Genomic DNA, 16,616 nt, shown 5'->3' with positions numbered 1-16,616 from the left:
ACACCTGCCTTGCCCGTCCCATGCCCGACGACCACGCCGCCGATTCCGCCGACCCGCTTGCCTACGCGCCGCCCACCGATCCACCCCTGCGCGTTTCCCTGCGATTCGAGGACTGGCTGACCGTGCTGACCCTGGGCGCCCTGGCCTGCATCACCCTGGCCAACGTGATCGTCCGCTACCTCACCTCCGAATCCTTCGCCTGGACCGAGGAAATCTCCATCTTCCTGCTGATCGTTCTCACCATGAGCGCCAGTTCCTCGGCCTTCGTCCGCCTGCTGCACATCCGCATCGAGCTGCTGGCCGACGGCGGCAGCCCCGAACGGCGGCGGCGCTTCGCCCTGGCCGCGGGCGCCGTGTCCCTGCTGTTCTTCGCCGGCCTGACGGTGCTGCTGGGCCGCATGGCCCTGGACGAATACAACTGGGGCGACACATCCCCGGCCATCGGTGTGCCCACCTGGTGGTATTCCATGTGGCTGCCCGTGCTGTCGGCAATCATCACCCTGCGCCTGGCCGGCATCCTGCGGCGCGCCTGGGGGCAGTCATGATCCCCACCCTGCTGTTCGGGCTCTTCGTCGTCCTGATGATCATCGGCGTGCCCGTGGGCATCGCCCTGGGCACGGCCGGCACCCTGGCCATCGCCCTGGCCAACCCGGACACCCACTGGTTCGGCCTGATGGCGGTTTCGCAGAGCTTCTATGCGGGCCTGGCCAAATACCCCCTGCTGGCCATTCCCATGTTCGTGCTGGTGGGCTCGATCTTCGACCGCTCCGGCGTCGCCGCCAAGCTGGTGCGCCTGGCCCAGTCCATCACCGGCAACGGTCCGGGCATGCTGGCCGTGGTCGCCATCACCGTCGCCATGTTCCTGGGCGGGATTTCCGGATCGGGCCCGGCCTGCGCCGCCGCCGTGGGCGCCATCATGATCGGCGCCATGAATCGCGCCGGCTACCCGCGCGCCTACTCGGCCAGCGTGGTGGCGGCGGGCGCCGCCACCGACATCCTGATCCCGCCCTCGATCGCCATGATCGTCTACTCGGTCCTGGTGCCGCAGGCCTCGGTCCCGGCGCTGTTCGCCGCCGGCATGTTCCCCGGCATCCTGGCGGGCATCGGCCTGATCATCCCGGCCGTCTGGCTGGCGCGGCGCCACAAGATGGGTGCGGCCGCACGCGCCGAGCCTCGCCCGCCCTTCTGGCGCAGCCTGTTCGAGGCCATCCCGGGCCTGGCCGCCCCCGTCATCATTCTGGGCGGCATGCGCATGGGTTACTTCACGCCCACGGAAGCCGCCGTGGTGGCCGTGTTCTACGGCCTGTTCATCGGCTTGTGCGTGCATCGCACCATCCGCCTGCGCGACCTGTTCCCCATCCTGCGCGAAGCCGGGGAACTGTCCGCCGTCATCATGCTGATCGTCACCCTGGCGGGGATCTTCGCCTGGTCCCTGTCCACGCTGTCGATCATCGACCCGATCACCAACGCCATCGTGCATTCCGGCCTGGGGCCATACAGCGTGCTGGCGCTGCTGATCCTGCTGCTGGTCGTGGCCGGCATGTTCCTGGACGGCATCTCGATCTTCCTGATCTTCGTGCCGCTGATCCAGCCGGTTGCCATGGCCTTCGGCTGGGACCTGGTGTGGCTGGGCGTGGTGCTGACGCTGATGGTCGCGGTGGGCCAGTTCACGCCGCCCGTGGCCGTCAACCTGATGGTCTCCAGCAAGATCGCCCGGATTCCGATGGAAAGCACGGTGCCCTGGGCGCTGTGGCTGGTGGGGGGCATGCTCTGCACCCTGGCCCTGGTCGTGATCTTTCCGCAGATCGCACTCTGGCTGCCGCATTATCTGGGATACTGACGTTCACGCGTTCGAGCGGGCGGCAAGCCCGCCGGGGATTTTTCAAAGAGGAGACTGACATGCGCTTCAAACGAATCATCGGCGCCGCCGCGCTGGCCTTCACGGCCCTGGCCGCCGCCCTGCCGGCCCAGGCCGCCGACTACAAGTCCGAATACAAGCTGTCCATCGTGGTGGGCACCAACTTCCCCTGGGGCCAGGGGGCGGTGATCTGGTCCGACCTGGTCCGCGAACGCACCAACGGCCGCATCAACATCAAGGTCTACCCGGGCACGTCCCTGGTCCAGGGCGACCAGACGCGCGAATTCACCGCCATCCGCCAGGGCGTGATCGACATGGCCATCGGTTCCACCATCAACTGGTCGCCGCAGGTCAAGGAACTGAACCTCTTTTCACTGCCCTTCCTGATGCCCGACTATCCCGCCATCGACGCCCTGACCCAGGGCAAGGTCGGCGAGCAGTTGTTCGACATCCTGTCCAAGAAGGGCGTGGTGCCGCTCGCCTGGGGCGAGAACGGCTACCGGCAGTTGTCCAATTCCGCGCGCGAGGTCAAGACGCCCGAGGACGTCAAGGGCATGAAGCTGCGCGTGGTCGGTTCACCGCTGTACATCGACATCTACACCGCACTGGGCGCCAATCCCACGCAGATGAGCTGGGCCGATGCCCAGCCCGCGCTTGCCAGCGGCGCCGTCGACGGCCAGGAAAACCCGCTGTCCATCTACGCCGGTGCCAAACTGTACGACGTCGGCCAGAAATACCTGAGCCTGTGGAACTACGTGGCCGACCCGCTGATCTTCGTGGTCAACAAGGATGTCTGGGATTCCTGGACACCGGCCGATCAGAAGATCGTGCGCGAAGCCGCCATCGAAGCCGGCCGCCAGGAAATCGTCATCGCCCGCAAAGGCGTGACCAACACCGACGATTCCCTGCTGAAGGAAATCGAAGGCCACGGCGTGAAGGTCACGGTGCTGTCGCCCGAGCAGATCGACGCCTTCGCCAAGGCCACCCGGCCGGTGTTCGACAAGTGGGCGAAGCAGATCGGCACCGACCTGGTGCAGCAGGCGCAGGCCGACATCGCCAAGCGCTGATCGGCCGGTTCCAGGCGCCGCGTGCGCCTGGCCCGCCACGCCCGGGCCGGCGCGCACGAAAACCCGCCGCGGCGTATGATGCCGGGACGCTCCCGCCTTCCGGCATCCCATGGAAATCACCTTCGACGTCGCTGTCCTGCTGTTCTTCGTCGCGCTGCTGGCGGGCATCGTGGACGCCATCGCCGGCGGCGGCGGCCTGATCACCATCCCGGCGCTCCTGGCGGCGGGGCTGCCGCCGGGCGCCGCCATCGCCACCAACAAGATCGGCGGCATCGCCGGATCCACCGCCGCCACCCTGCACTTCCTGCGCATGCGCCAGATCGACCTGAAACGCAGCCGCTGGATGATGCTGACCACCTTCCTGGGGGCGCTCACGGGCGGGATCGCCCTGACGCACATCGACAGCGGCGTGCTGCGCCAGGTGATCCCCTTTCTGCTGATCGGCTTCGCCCTGTACTTCCTGCTGTCGCCGCGCGTGGGCGCCGAAGACCGCGCCCAGCGGATCGCGCCCGCCCTGTACGCCGCCACCCTGGCCCCGCTGATCGGCTTCTACGACGGCTTCTTCGGCCCGGGCACGGGCACTTTCCTGGCGATTTCCTGCGTCACGCTGCTGGGCTTCAACCTGGTCAAGGCCACGGCGCACGCCAAGCTGCTGAATCTGTGCAGCAACCTGGCCTCCGTCCTGTTCTTCGCCGCCAGCGGCCACATCGTCTGGTCCTTCGGGTTGCCCATGCTGGCGGGCCAGTGGATCGGCGGCACCATCGGCGCACGCCTGGCCATCACGCGCGGCCACCAGCTGATCCGCATCCTGATGGTGGCCATGGCGGTGATCGTCTCGGTGAAGATGCTGCTGGAGCGATAGCCCGGCATTGGCGGCCGACACCCGCACCGGGGGTGCCGCCGGCTGCCCGGCCGCGGGTCAGGCGGCTTCGCGCAGGCTGCGCACGTCCAGGCTCACGTCTCCACGGTCGCACGACACCCAGGCCGTGCGGTCGGTGATGTTCACGCTCAGGCTCATGGTGCGCTCGGCCAGCGCCGCCAGGTCGCGCGTGGCCTCGGCATCCAGGACATGGACCTGCAGGTTGCCGGCCCGCTCCAGCTTGCCGCGCACCCCCGACCACCAGACATCGGCGCTGCGCCCGTAGGCCAGCACGATCACCTGCTCCGCCCGGCCGCACGCCTTCAGCAGGCGGCGTTCGTCGGGCAGGCCGACCTCGATCCACTGCCGCACGGCCCCGGTCAGGTCCAGGTTCCAGAGGTCGGGCTCATCCGTGTCGCTCAGGCCCCGGGTGAAGACCAGCCGCTCGTCTGCCTCGACCCACAGTGCGTAGGCCAGCAAGCGCACCATCAGCCGCTCGTCGGTCTCGGACGGATGACGGGCGACGGTGACGGCATGGGTGCCGTAATAGGCGCGGTCGTTGTCCGCGACATGAAGTTCCGCCTTGTAGACGGTGGCTCGCAGGGCCATGGCGATTTCCGTTCCTGCGTTCTACTTGAACGCCGTTTCGATGAAGCTGCGCAGTTTACGCGAGTGCAGGCGTTCGCCGGGCATCTCGCGCAGGCGTTCCAGGGCCCGGATGCCGATGTGCAGGTGCTGGCTGACCTGGGTGCGGTAGAAGGCCGTGGCCATGCCCGGCAGCTTCAATTCGCCGTGCAGCGGCTTGTCCGACACGCACAGCAGCGTGCCATAGGGCACGCGGAAGCGGAAGCCGTTGGCCGCAATGGTGGCCGATTCCATGTCCAGGGCGATGGCGCGCGACTGCGACAGGTGCTGCACCGGCTCCTGCTGGTCGCGCAGTTCCCAGTTGCGGTTGTCGATGGTGGCCACGGTGCCGGTGCGCATGATCCGCTTCAGCTCCCAGCCCGACAGGCCCGACACGTCGGCCACGGCCTGCTCCAGGGCGACCTGGACCTCGGCGAGCGGCGGCACCGGCACCCACAGGGGCAGGTCGTCGTCCAGCACATGGTCCTGGCGCACGTAGCCGTGGGCCAGCACGTAGTCTCCCAGCCGCTGGGTGGTGCGCAGCCCGGCGCAATGACCCAGCATCAGCCAGGCCGACGGCCGCAGCACGGCAACGTGGTCGGTGATGGTCTTGGCGTTGGACGGCCCCACGCCGATGTTGATCAGCGTGATGCCGGTGTGCCCGGGCCGCTTCAGATGGTAGGACGGCATCTGGGGCAGCGGCGCCGGCCCCGTGCGGGGCTCGTCCAGGTTGTCCGGCGTGACGATGCGGTTGCCCGGCTCGACCAGTTCCGTGTAGCCGCCCACGCCGGAGGCCAGCGTCTCGCGCGCCCACTGGACGAAGCCGTCGACATAGAACTGGTAGTTGGTGAACAGCACGAAATCCTGGAAATGCACCGGCGCCGTGGCCGTGTAGTGCTGCAGGCGGTGCAGGGAATAATCGATGCGCGGCGCGGTGAAGGGCGCCAGGGGCCGGGCCTGGTTGGGGCGGCCGCGCCAGGTGCCGTTGACGATGGCGTCGTCGGTCACGGCGAGATCGGGCACGTCGAAGTGGTCGCGCAGGGTGTGCCCCGGGACTTCGGAATACTCACCCTCGACGTACTCGCCTTCCGGAAAGGCGAAATGCAGGGGGATGGGCAGGTCGGATTCGCCGATTTCCACCGGCACGCCATGGTTGCGCAACAGCAGGCGCACCTGTTCGCGCAGGTAGTCCTGGAACAGGGCGGGCTGCGTCACCGTGGTCATGTAGACCCCCGGCTCGACCAGGTGGCCGTACGACAGGCGGCTGTCGATTTCCTGGTAGGAATGCACCCGGATGCGGATCGCCGGATAGCAGGCGCGCACCCGCTGGCCCGTTTCCAGGCCATTGGCGCAGTATTCGCGGAAAGCGTCGCGGATGAAAGCCGTGTTGCGCCGGTAGATTTCCAGAAGCCGGTCGACAGCCGCATCGGCGTCCTCGTAGCTGGAGAACGGAATCAGCGGCGGCAGCCGGGTCGGGCGCGCAGTGTCGATGAATTTTTCCATGCGCCCGATTATGGCAGTTCTGCACGACAGCCGGGGCTATCCATCACTCCCGACGGTGCACTTCCCGTCCCGCCGCGTAGGTCGCGGCGACGGCGCGGTCGTCTCCCAGCATCGCCAGGGCGAACAGCAGCTCCTCCAGCGAATCGGCCAGGGCGCTGCGGCGCGCCAGCAGCGGCGTGGCCCTGGGATCCAGGACGATGAAATCGGCCTCGGCGCCCGGCTCCAGCGTGCCGATCTGCCCGGTCAGGCCCAGGTGCTTGGCCGCGCCCTGCGTGGCCTGCCAGAACATGCGCCGAGCCGTCAGATAATGCCCCGACAGGCGCGCGACCTTGTGCGCCTCGTTCATGGTCAGCAGCATGGAAAAGGAGGAGCCGCCGCCCACGTCGGTGGCCAGGGCCACCGGCATGCCGAAATTCTTGGCCGCGGCGAAATCGAACAGGCCGCTGCCCAGGAACTGGTTGGACGTGGGGCAATGGGCGGCCACGGCGCCCGCATCGCGCATGCGGCGCCGGTCGTCATCGTCCAGCCAGACGCAGTGCCCGTAGACGGACCGGGGCCTCAGCAGTCCGTACTGGTCGTAGATGTCCAGGTAGCTGCGGTAGCCGGGGAACAGGTCCATGACCCACTTCACCTCGTCGCGGTTCTCGGACACGTGCGACTGGATGAACACGTCCTGGTAGCGCCTGGCCAGCTCGCCGCACAGGCCGAGCTGCTCGGGCGTGGACGTGGGCGCGAAGCGCGGCGTCAGCGCATACAGCTGGCGGCCCGTGCCATGCCAGCGGCGGATCAGGTCTTCGCTGTCGCGGGCGCCTGACTCGGCCGTATCGCGCAGGTATTCGGGGCAATTGCGGTCCATCATGACCTTGCCCGCCACCATGCGCAGGTCGCGGGCATGGCTTTCCTCGAAGAAGGCCTGGGCCGAACCCGGGTGCACAGTGCAGTACACCAGCGCGGTGGTGGTGCCGCAGCGCAGCAATTCGTCCAGGAAGAAGCGCGCCACGTCCCGGGCATAGTCCGGATTCTCGAAGCGCCGCTCGGTCGGGAAAGTGTAGGTCTCCAGCCACGGCAGCAGGCCCGGTGCCGGCGAGGCGATCATGTCCGTCTGCGGGTAGTGGATGTGCGTGTCGATGAAGCCCGGCGTGATCAGGCGCCCGCTCCAGTCGTGAACCGGTGTCCCGGGCGGCAGATCCCCGATCAGCCTGTCATGGTCGCCGCATTGCTCGATACGGCCGTCGCGCACGACCAGCAGGCCGTCGCGGATCCACTCGCAGGCCTCGTCCTCGGCCTTCGGGGTGTCCCGGAAATAAAGCAGCTGGGCACGATAGGCCTGCAGGCCGGAATTCGATCGGGCGGGCGCGGACGGTTTCGTGGACGTCATGAGGTCTCCTCGGTCGTTGTCTGTGGGCCAGGCCGCCTTCGCGGCGGGGCCGGCGGCCCGGCGTGCTTCAATTCGATGGGGTTCGATGGATCGATCGGGTGCGGTCAATGCGCGGGCGCTTCGGTTCGTGCCTGCGCTCCGGCCAGCCGTTCCCGTTCCGAGCGCAGGCGCAGCAGCTGGGCGGCAACCGCAACGGCGATCACGGCTGGCTGCTTGCCCTCGATGCCGGGTTCACCGATCGGGCAGACGATGCGCGCATAGCGTTCGGGCGGGATGCCGCGCGCCTGGAAGCGGTGCTCGAACTTGCGCCGCTTGGTCTGCGAGCCGATCAGGCCGAAATACGCCACGTCGTCGCGCCGCAGCAGCTGTTCGCACAGGCGCTGGTCGAGCGCATGGTCGTGGGTCATGATCAGGAAGCAACTGTCGGGGGGCGCCTCGTCGATCACGGCTTCGGGCGTGTCGGTGGCCTCGATCGACACATTGGCGGGCACGGTGCCGGGAAACAGCTCGTCGCGCGCGTCCACCCAGGTTACCCGGCAGGGCAGGGTGCCCAGGATGTGCACCAGCGCCTGGCCGACGTGTCCCGCGCCAAAGATCACCACATGCAGCGGATCGGGCCGGATGGTCTCGCGCAGCGTCAGGCAGCCCTGCCCGGGGCCGGGCCGCAACAGCCGGCCGGCATCCGCATCGATGCCGCCGGGCGCCGCCGCATCCGGCTCGGACACGCGCACGCAGGGGGCCGCGCCGTCTCCGCCCAGGCGGACCTCGCGAACGCGGCCCGCGGGCGACTGCAGCCCGGCGCGCACGGCCTCAAGCCAGCCGCGGTCGGATTCCCTCAGGCGCTCGAACAGCAGATGCACCATGCCGCCGCAGCACTGGCCCAGCGCCGGCCCCAGGGGCAAGGCCTCGATCCAGCGGTCCGGGCCGTCATCGGCGCGCAGGCGCGCCCGGGCGGACTCGGCAGCCTTCCATTCCAGGTGCCCCCCGCCGATGGTGAGCCACTGGTGTCCGGCGGACACGAGCATCTTGGCGCCGGCCTCGCGCGGGGCCGATCCCTGCACCCAGGCAACCGTGACCAGCACCGCCGCCTGCCGGCGATCCAGGCACCACAGGGCCTGATCGATCCAGGCGTGCATCAGGCCGCGCTGCGTTTCCGCAGGCCCTCGACTGCCTTCAGGATGGCTTCCGGCGTGGCCGGCGCCCGCAGGTCGGGCGAAGACCGCCCGTCGCCCACCGCCGCCACCGCATCGCAGATGGCGTTGAAAGTACTGATGCCGTGCAGCAGCGGGGGTTCGCCCACCGCCTTGGAGCGGTGCACCGTATCCTTCAGGTTCTGCGCCCTGAACAGGCGCACGCGGAAATCGCGCGGACAATCGCTGATGGCGGGGATCTTGTAGGTGGACGGGGCGTGCGTCATCAGCCGGCCGTCTTCGCGCCACCAGAGCTCCTCGGTGGTCAGCCAGCCGGTGCCCTGGATGTAGCCGCCCTCGACCTGCCCCAGGTCGATCGCCGGGTTGATGGACGCACCGACGTCATGCAGGATGTCGGCGCGCAGCAGCTTCCATTCGCCGGTCAGCGTATCGACCACCACTTCCGAGACGGCCGCCCCGAAGGCGAAATAGAAGAACGGCCGGCCGTGCATGGTGGCCTTGTCCCAGACGATGCCCGGGGTGGCATAGAAGCCGTCGGACCACAGCTGCACGCGATCCCAGTAGGCCTCGTCGGCCAGCTGGCCGAACGGGATATTGCGGCCATTGACGTTCACCTGGCGCCACGCGAAGACCACGTCCTCGGGCTTGCCGCCGTACTTGCGGGCGGCGAAATCGGCCAGGCGCGCCCGCAGCTGCAGCGCGGCATCCTCGGCCGCCTTGCCGTTCAGGTCGGTCCCCGTGGAAGCCGCGGTGGCGGACGTGTTGGCGACCTTGTAGGTGTCGGTGGCCGTCACGCGCACGCAATCCAGGTCCAGCCCCAGGGTGTTGGCCACGATCTGGGCGACCTTGGTGTTCAGGCCCTGGCCCATTTCCGTGCCGCCGTGGTTCACCAGGACGGAGCCGTCGCGGTAGATGTGCACCAGCGCGCCCGCCTGGTTGAAGGCCGGCACGTTGAAGGAAATGCCGAACTTCACCGGCGTCAGCGCCAGGCCTTTCTTCAGGACGGGGCTGGATGCATTGAAGTCGCTCACCGCCTGCCGGCGGGCCCGGTAATCGGAACTGGCGACCAGCTCGGACACCAGCGGCTCGAGCAGGTTGCCCTCGACCACCTGGCCATAGGGGGTGGTGTTGCGCGTATCGATGCCGTAGAAATTGGTCTGGCGCACATCCAGCGGATCGCGGCCCAGTTCGCGGGCGATGCGGTCGATCACGACTTCGGTCAACAGCGCGCCCTGGGGGCCGCCGAAACCGCGGAAGGCCGTGTTCGATTGCGTGTTCGTCTTGCCGCACATGGCGCGCACGTCGGCCGCCGGGATGTAGTAGGCATTGTCGAAGTGGCACACGGCGCGGCTGGCGACGGCCTCGGACAGGTCCGCCGAGAAACCCGAGTGCAGCGTCATGTCCAGGCGCATGCCCAGGATCCGGCCCTCGTCGTCGTAGCCGACTTCATACTCGTAATGGAAGCCGTGGCGCTTGCCGGTGATCATCATGTCGTCGTCGCGGTCCGCGCGCAGCTTCACCGGGCGCTGCAGCCGGTGCGCGGCAACCGATGCCAGGCAGGCAAAGAGCGCCGACTGGGATTCCTTGCCGCCGAAGCCGCCGCCCATGCGCCGGCATTCGACCTGGACCTGGTGGGCATGCCAGCCCAGCGTGTGGCCCACCACGGCCTGCATCTCGGTCGGGTGCTGGGTGGAGCACCAGACCAGCATGCCGTCCTTTTCACGCGGAACAGCATAGGCAACCTGGCCTTCCAGGTAGAACTGTTCCTGGCCGCCGCAGTCGAACGTGCCCTTCATCCGGCGCGGCGCGGCGTCCAGCGCGGCCAGCACGTCGCCCTGAACCAGCCGCATGTCGGGCAGCGTGCGGGAATCGGCTTCCTTCGCCTGCACCGGCGTCAGCAGATGAGGCAGTTCCTCGTAGTCGATCCGGCCCAGGCGGGCGGCGCGGCGCGCGGCATCCACCGAGCGCGCCACCACCATGAACAGCGGCTGGCCGACGTACTGGACCAGGCCGTCGGCCAGCAGGGGATCGTCGTGCAGCACCGGGCCGCAGTTGTTCTCGCCCGGAATGTCGCGGGCCGTGAACATGGCGACGACGCCCGGCGCGCGGCGCACGGCTTCCAGGTCCATGCCGCGCACGCGGGCATGCGCCTTGGCCGACAGGCCCAGGGCGGCGTAGACGGTGCCGCGCAGTTCGGGGATGTCGTCGGTGTAGACGGCCTCGCCGGTGACGTGCAGCGCGGCGGATTCATGCGGGCTGGACGCGCCGGCGGCGGGTTCGCCTTCGACGGGGCGGGGAATGCAGTCGTTGGCGACGGCCAGCCGGTCCAGCTCGACCGGCACATTGATGCGCATGTTCATGGCGGTCTCCTCAAGCAATGTCGGCCAACGCGGCCGTACTGACCTGATGCGTCGCCAGCGGCGCCCCAGGGGCGGTTTCCAGATAGAAGCGGTACAGCAGGTTGCGCGAGGCCAGCAGGCGGTATTCGCTGCTGGCGCGCATGTCGGTCAAAGGCTTGAAATCCTGCGCCACGGCGTCCATCGCGGCGCGGACATGCGCCTCGTCCCAGGGCTGGCCCTGCAGGACGGCTTCCACGGCGCGGGCGCGGCTGGGAGTGGCCGCCACCCCGCCGAAACCGGTGCGCACGGAGCGGACCGCGCCGGACTCGTCCAGGATCACGGCAAAGGCCGCGCACACCGCCGAGATGTCCTGGTCGAAGCGCTTGGACAGCTTGTAGTGGCGGAACTGGCGGCCGGCCACCCGCACGGGCACGCGCAGGCCCTGCACGAATTCGCCGGGCTCGGCGGCGTTCTTCTGGTAGCCCAGGTAATAGTCCTCAAGCGGCATTTCGCGCACGCGCTCGCCCCGGCGCAGGACGATGCTGGCGCCCAGGGCGATCAGGCCCGGCATGGAATCGCCGATCGGCGAGCCGTTGGCCACATTGCCGCCCAGCGTGCCCGCGTTGCGGATGGGGAAAGAGGCAAAGCGCTGGCGCATTTCGGCCAGCTCTGGGATGTGTTCGACAAGCGCATCGAAGGCATCGTTCAGCAGCGCGCCCGCGCCGATGAGCAGATCGTCGCCTTCCTGGCGGATGTCGCGCAGTTCGGCCACCTGGCCGATGTAGATCAGGTGCGGCAGGTCGCGGAACTGCTTGGTCACCCACAGGCCCACGTCGGTGCTGCCGGCCAGGATGCGGGCATCGGGATGCTCCAGGCGCAGCTGCGCCAGCTGGGCCAGGGTGCGCGGCGCATGGAAGGTGTGGCCGTCATGCGTGTAGGTGAACACGCCGTCGCGCTGCAGCGTGGCCAGGATGTCCGCCAGGGCCGCCCGGTCGAAGGGCACGGCCGGATACTTGAACATCTCGCCGGCGGCGCGCACGATGGGCTGGTAGCCCGTGCAGCGGCACAGGTTGCCCGACAGCGTGTCGTCGATCTCGGTGCGCGTGGGCGCAGGATCGTCGGGGCCGTGCGCCAGGTACATGCCCCACAAGGACATGACGAAACCCGGTGTGCAGAAACCGCACTGGGATCCGTGGCAGTCGACCATGGCCTGCTGCACCGGATGCAGCGTGCCGTCTTCCCGGCGCAGGTCCTCGACCGTGTACAGCGCCTTGCCATCGAGCGTGGGCAGGAACTGGATGCAGGCGTTCACCGCCCGCATGGCCACGCCGCCCCGGCCGTCGGGCTCGGCCACCATGACGGTACAGGCGCCGCAGTCGCCTTCGGCGCATCCTTCCTTGGTGCCCATGCAACCCAGGTCCTCGCGCAGGTACTGCAGCACGGTGCGGGTCGTGGGCTGGTCGGAAACTTCGTGGATCCGGCCACGATAGTGAAAGCGAATGACATCGGTCTCCATCGCATCCCTCTTTTCATTGAACAGGTGTTGCATCCACGATATCACCGCGCCACCACCCCGGCCATTCACCCCCGATGATGAAGAACATCATGCCGTCATCCGGTGGACGGGGGGCGCACGCCCGTGAATAATAGGCCGATGCAACGAACCCGCGAACCCATGGACACGCACCTGCTGCGCATCCTGCAGATCCTGCTGACCGAACAGAGCGTGTCGCGCGCCGCCATCAAGCTGGGGCTGTCGCAGCCGGCCCTGAGCAATTCCCTGCGCCGCCTGCGCGACATCACCGGCGACCCGATCCTGGTGCGCGGCAAGGCCGGCATGGTGCCCACCAGCCGCGGCCTGGAACTGCTGGCACACGCCAACGAGGCCCTGAGCGCCATCGAGCGCATCACCCAGCCGCCCGGGGCCTTCGATCCGGCCCGGACGACGCGGGAATTCCATGTGGGGGCGCCGGACTACCTGGATGCGATGTTCCTGCCGAACATCGCCGAAATCCTGCGCCGCGAGGCGCCGCACGCCAAATTCATCGTACACCCGATCAATGCCGATTACGACTACGCGGGAGGCCTCGAGGACGGCGGCCTGGACGTGGTCATCGGCAACTGGCTCGAACCGCCGCCGCAGATGCACATGGCGCGTCTGTTCGACGACGAGGTCGTCTGCATGATCGGCAGCCACAACCCGGCGGCGCACCGCGAGCTCACCCTGAAGCACTACCTGGAATTGCCGCACCTGGCGCCTTTTCCGTACGTCACCGAGCGCCAGAGCTTCATCGACGGCCACCTGGCGTCCCAGGGCCTGAAGCGCAACATCCAGATGACCATCCCGTATTTCGGCCAGGTGGCCGGCATGCTGCTGCGCACGGACCTGATCTTCACCACCGGCAAGCAATTCGCCCAGCACTACGCGCGCTACCTGCCCATCACCATCCTGCCCGCGCCCCTGCCTTTCCCGCCGATGCGCTTCTACCTGCTGTGGCACCGCCGCTGTCACGGCGCGCCGGAAGTCGTCTGGCTGCGCCAGAGCATCGCCAAGGTCGCCGCCATGCTGCAGGCCAGCCTGGACGACGCCTGAACCCGTTTGCACGGCATCAGGACAAACCCTGACGCCTCCCAGAAGACATCATCCGGGCTTGATAATCGTCATCAGAGCCGCGCGCACACAGCCGAAAACCTCGTCCCTAGAATGGCCTGACCCATAAAGCGTCCGTCCCATCAGAAGGCGCCCACCCATTCCGGAGACACCCTCATGAGCGAGCAGGAACATGCCTTGCCTGCGGGACTTGGCACCCCCGCATCCCCCGCACCCTCCAACCCCTGGCTGGAACGGCGCTTCCAGCTTTCAGCCCGCGGCACCAGCGTGCGCCAGGAAACCCTGGCCGGCCTGACGACCTTCCTGGCGATGGTCTATTCCGTGTTCGTCGTGCCGGCCATGCTGGGCAAGGCGGGCTTCGACACATCCTCGGTCTTCATCGCCGTCTGCCTGACCAGCGCCTTCGGCTCCCTGCTGATGGGCCTGTGGGCCAACCTGCCGATCGCCGTGGGCTGCGCGATCTCGCTGACGGCCTTCACGGCATTCGACCTGGTCCTGGGCCAGGGCCTGTCGCCCGCCGTCGCCCTGGGGGCGGTGTTCCTGATGGGCGTCATCTTCACGGCCATCTCCGCCACCGGCGTGCGCAGCTGGATCCTGCGCAACCTGCCGACCGGCATCGCGCACGGCACCGGCATCGGCATCGGCCTGTTCCTGCTGCTGATCGCCGCCAACGAAGTCGGCCTGGTGGTGAAGAATCCGGGCCCCGGCCTGCCGGTGTCCCTGGGCACCCTGAACGCCCTGCCGGCCCTGCTGTCGGTGGTGGGCCTGGCGGCGATCTTCGGCCTGGAGCGCCGGCGCGTGCCGGGCGGCATCCTGCTGGTCATCGTGGCGCTGTCGGCCGTCGGCCTGATCTGGGATCCGGCCGTGAGCTTCCAGGGCCTGTTCGCCCTGCCGTCATTCGGCGGCGAGCATTCGCTGATCGGGGCCATGGATGTCGGCGGCGCGCTCAACGCCGTGGTCATCCCCAGCGTCCTTGCCCTGGTCATGACCGCCGTCTTCGACGCCACCGGCACCATCCGCGCCGTGGCCGGCCAGGCCGGCCAGCTGGACGAGAACGGCCAGATCATCAACGGCGGCCGCGCCCTGACGGCGGATTCGGTGAGCTCGATCGTGTCGGCCGGCCTGGGCGGCGCCCCGGCGGCGGCCTACATCGAGTCGGCGGCAGGCACGGCGGCCGGCGGCAAGACCGGCCTGACCGCCACCATCGTCGGACTGGGCTTCCTGGCCCTGATCTTCCTGTCGCCGCTCGCCGGCCTGGTGCCCGCCTATGCCACCGCGCCGGCCCTGATGTATGTCGGCCTGCTGATGCTGGGCGGCGTGCGCAAGCTGCACCTGGACGATACCGTGGACACCATGGCCGGCATGGTCTGCGCCGTCTTCATCGTGCTGACCTGCAACATCGTCACCGGCATCATGCTGGGTTTCTGCACGCTGGTGATCGGCCGCCTGTTCGCCGGCGAATGGCGCAAGCTGAACCTGGGCACCCTGGCCATCGCCATCGCGCTGGCCGTGTTCTACCTGGGCGGCTGGGCCATCTGACCCACCCGGACGCCGGATCCGGCAGGCACGGGAGAAGTCCGCAGGGACTATCCCGTGTCCGGCTTCATCCCCTTGCCAGCACGCCCCGGCCGCAGTCGCCCAGCAAGTGACGCAGCCATTGATGGGAGGGCGCATGATGATTGCGCGCATGCCACAACTGATAGAACCGCATCGGCGGGAATTCGATCGGCGACTCCAGCACCGTCAGCGGCAGCAATTCGGTGTAGTAGCGGGCGAAATGCCGCGTGGTGGTGAACACCAGGTCGGTGCCGGGCAGCAGGTAGGGCGCCAGCATGAAGGATTGCGCCTCGATGAATTCCTCGCGCTGGATCCGCAGGGACGTCAGCACCGTGTCGATCATGCCGCGCTGGGTGATGGAATACGGGGTCGGCACCACGTGCGGCACGCGCCGGTAGTCCTCCAGCGTCATGCCACGCCGCGCCAGCGGGTGGTCGGCCGCCACCAGGCACACGATCTCGTCTTCCAGCAGCACCGACAGGTGCATGCGGTCGGGCGGCTCGGGCCAGTTGCCGATCACCACGTCCAGCTCGCCTTCGGCCAGGGAATGCTCGAAATCGAAATCCGGACCCAGGGAATGCAGCACCAGCCGCGCCTGCGGCGCCTCGCGGCGAAACCGCGCGACCACGGCGGCGGCAAAGGCCGGCGCCAGGTAGTCCGGCGAGCCGATGCGGAACACCTGGCGGCTGCTGCCGGGCTCGAAGACACCCCCGGCCTCCAGCATCGAATCGATCGAGCTCAGCGCAGTGCGGGCGTGTTCCAGGATGGCCAGCGCGCGGTCGGTCGGCACCATGCCGCCTTTCTCGCGCACCAGCAGCGGGTCCTGCAGGATCTGGCGCAGGTTCTTCAGCGCCACGCTGATGGCGGGCTGGGACTGGTTCAGCTTCAGCGCGGTGCGCGACACACTGCGCTCGGTCATGAGGATGCTGAACACCTTCAGCAGATACGTATCCAGCGTTTCGCTACCGCGTCGCGTCGACATCGTTCGGTTCTCCGTTCTGGCGGGGGCATGGGCCATCCGGCACCTGTCCGCCCCCGGGGATGCGGCACAGCATATACCACTTATACCGCGCACCGCCCTTCTTTTGGCGGGCGATACACCGTAGACTTTCCATCATGATGCACTCATCCATTCCTGTCATGACCTTGAACGAACTGTCCGCCCTGACCCAGGCCGAATTTGCCCAGGAACTCGGAACGATCTTCGAACATTCCCCCTGGATCCCTGAACGCGCCTGGGCGGCCCGGCCATTCGCCGACGTCGATGCGCTGCACCGGGCCATGATGCAGGTGGTGCGCGCCGCCGACCCGGCCGAACAGCTCGCCCTGATCCAGGCCCACCCGGAGCTCGCCGGCAAGGAAGCCGCGGCAGGCACCCTGACCGACGACTCGACCAGCGAGCAGCGCGGCGCCGGCCTGGACCAGTGCAGCCCGGAAGAACTGCAGCGCCTGCGCGGCCTGAACGCCGCCTACCGCGAGCGCTTCGGCTTTCCCTTCGTGATTGCCGTCAAGGGCCGCAGCCGCTACCAGATCATGGACGCCATCGAGCAACGGTTGCACAATGAACGGGACGCCGAATTCGACACCTGCCTGGAGCAGATCGGGCAGATCGCGCGCTTCCGCCTCGACGCCCGCTTCGCCGCCTGAAGCCCCGGGCCGCCGGGCTCCG

General features: G+C 68.3%; 14 protein-coding genes. 7 read left to right on the top strand and 7 right to left on the bottom strand.

Annotated features, from left to right (window positions below; translation table 11 throughout):
- The first annotated feature begins 20 nt into the window (after positions 1-20).
- The 4 genes from ABD022_RS10015 to ABD022_RS10000 all read left to right on the top strand — a co-directional run bounded on the left by ABD022_RS10015 (position 21) and on the right by ABD022_RS10000 (position 3,787).
- Positions 21-545 (top strand): TRAP transporter small permease, encoded by a 525-nt coding sequence (locus ABD022_RS10015; protein ID WP_325123765.1) that lies wholly within the window; start codon positions 21-23, stop codon positions 543-545.
- Positions 542-1,840 carry a TRAP transporter large permease gene (locus ABD022_RS10010; RefSeq protein WP_343821187.1) on the top strand — a complete coding sequence of 433 codons (1,299 nt, stop codon included), beginning with the start codon at positions 542-544 and terminating at the stop codon, positions 1,838-1,840. Before ABD022_RS10015 ends, ABD022_RS10010 begins: the two co-directional genes overlap by 4 nt.
- 59 nt (positions 1,841-1,899) lie before the next feature.
- Positions 1,900-2,925 carry a DctP family TRAP transporter solute-binding subunit gene (locus ABD022_RS10005; protein WP_325125075.1) on the top strand — a complete coding sequence of 342 codons (1,026 nt, stop codon included), beginning with the start codon at positions 1,900-1,902 and terminating at the stop codon, positions 2,923-2,925.
- Between the two features lie 109 nt (positions 2,926-3,034).
- A complete protein-coding gene (locus ABD022_RS10000) occupies positions 3,035-3,787 on the top strand; it encodes a TSUP family transporter (protein WP_325125073.1) in 753 nt (250 codons plus the stop codon).
- A gap of 57 nt (positions 3,788-3,844) precedes the next feature.
- Here ABD022_RS10000 and ABD022_RS09995 read toward each other — a convergent pair whose 3' ends face one another.
- From ABD022_RS09995 to xdhA, 6 genes are all read right to left on the bottom strand, one after another.
- Positions 3,845-4,393 (bottom strand): YaeQ family protein, encoded by a 549-nt coding sequence (locus ABD022_RS09995; RefSeq protein WP_325125070.1) that lies wholly within the window; start codon positions 4,391-4,393, stop codon positions 3,845-3,847.
- 21 nt (positions 4,394-4,414) lie between these two features.
- On the bottom strand, positions 4,415-5,911 hold the full coding sequence (locus ABD022_RS09990) for an AMP nucleosidase (protein ID WP_325125068.1): 1,497 nt from the start codon (positions 5,909-5,911) through the stop codon (positions 4,415-4,417).
- A gap of 43 nt (positions 5,912-5,954) precedes the next feature.
- Positions 5,955-7,289: a guanine deaminase gene (guaD, locus tag ABD022_RS09985; protein WP_325125066.1), complete on the bottom strand. Its 1,335-nt coding sequence runs from the start codon at positions 7,287-7,289 to the stop codon at positions 5,955-5,957.
- 104 nt (positions 7,290-7,393) lie between these two features.
- Positions 7,394-8,425 carry a xanthine dehydrogenase accessory protein XdhC gene (xdhC, locus tag ABD022_RS09980; RefSeq protein ID WP_325125064.1) on the bottom strand — a complete coding sequence of 344 codons (1,032 nt, stop codon included), beginning with the start codon at positions 8,423-8,425 and terminating at the stop codon, positions 7,394-7,396.
- Positions 8,425-10,788, bottom strand: coding sequence for a xanthine dehydrogenase molybdopterin binding subunit (gene xdhB, locus ABD022_RS09975; protein WP_425545231.1), 2,364 nt, complete (start codon positions 10,786-10,788; stop codon positions 8,425-8,427). Before xdhB ends, xdhC begins: the two co-directional genes overlap by 1 nt.
- A 22-nt stretch (positions 10,789-10,810) precedes the next feature.
- Positions 10,811-12,295, bottom strand: a complete 1,485-nt coding sequence (gene xdhA, locus ABD022_RS09970; RefSeq protein ID WP_325125060.1) for a xanthine dehydrogenase small subunit — start codon at positions 12,293-12,295, stop codon at positions 10,811-10,813.
- Positions 12,296-12,433: 138 nt separating this feature from the next.
- On the opposite strand from xdhA, the gene ABD022_RS09965 reads away from it, so the two are divergent.
- Together ABD022_RS09965 and ABD022_RS09960 are read left to right on the top strand one after the other, a co-directional pair.
- On the top strand, positions 12,434-13,372 hold the full coding sequence (locus ABD022_RS09965; protein ID WP_325125058.1) for a LysR family transcriptional regulator: 939 nt from the start codon (positions 12,434-12,436) through the stop codon (positions 13,370-13,372).
- A 174-nt stretch (positions 13,373-13,546) separates the two neighbouring features.
- Positions 13,547-14,929 carry an NCS2 family permease gene (locus ABD022_RS09960; protein WP_425545220.1) on the top strand — a complete coding sequence of 461 codons (1,383 nt, stop codon included), beginning with the start codon at positions 13,547-13,549 and terminating at the stop codon, positions 14,927-14,929.
- A gap of 64 nt (positions 14,930-14,993) precedes the next feature.
- Here the strand turns inward: ABD022_RS09960 and ABD022_RS09955 are convergent, their stop codons facing one another.
- On the bottom strand, positions 14,994-15,929 hold the full coding sequence (locus ABD022_RS09955) for a LysR family transcriptional regulator (RefSeq protein WP_325125056.1): 936 nt from the start codon (positions 15,927-15,929) through the stop codon (positions 14,994-14,996).
- A gap of 158 nt (positions 15,930-16,087) precedes the next feature.
- Between ABD022_RS09955 and uraD the strand changes: the two genes are divergently transcribed.
- Positions 16,088-16,594 (top strand): 2-oxo-4-hydroxy-4-carboxy-5-ureidoimidazoline decarboxylase, encoded by a 507-nt coding sequence (gene uraD / locus ABD022_RS09950; protein ID WP_343821181.1) that lies wholly within the window; start codon positions 16,088-16,090, stop codon positions 16,592-16,594.
- Positions 16,595-16,616 lie beyond the last annotated feature (22 nt).

It is taken from the genome of Castellaniella daejeonensis, from assembly GCF_039523555.1.
Lineage (GTDB): Bacteria > Pseudomonadota > Gammaproteobacteria > Burkholderiales > Burkholderiaceae_B > Castellaniella > Castellaniella daejeonensis.
This window is presented reverse-complemented; position numbering and strand designations above follow the sequence as displayed.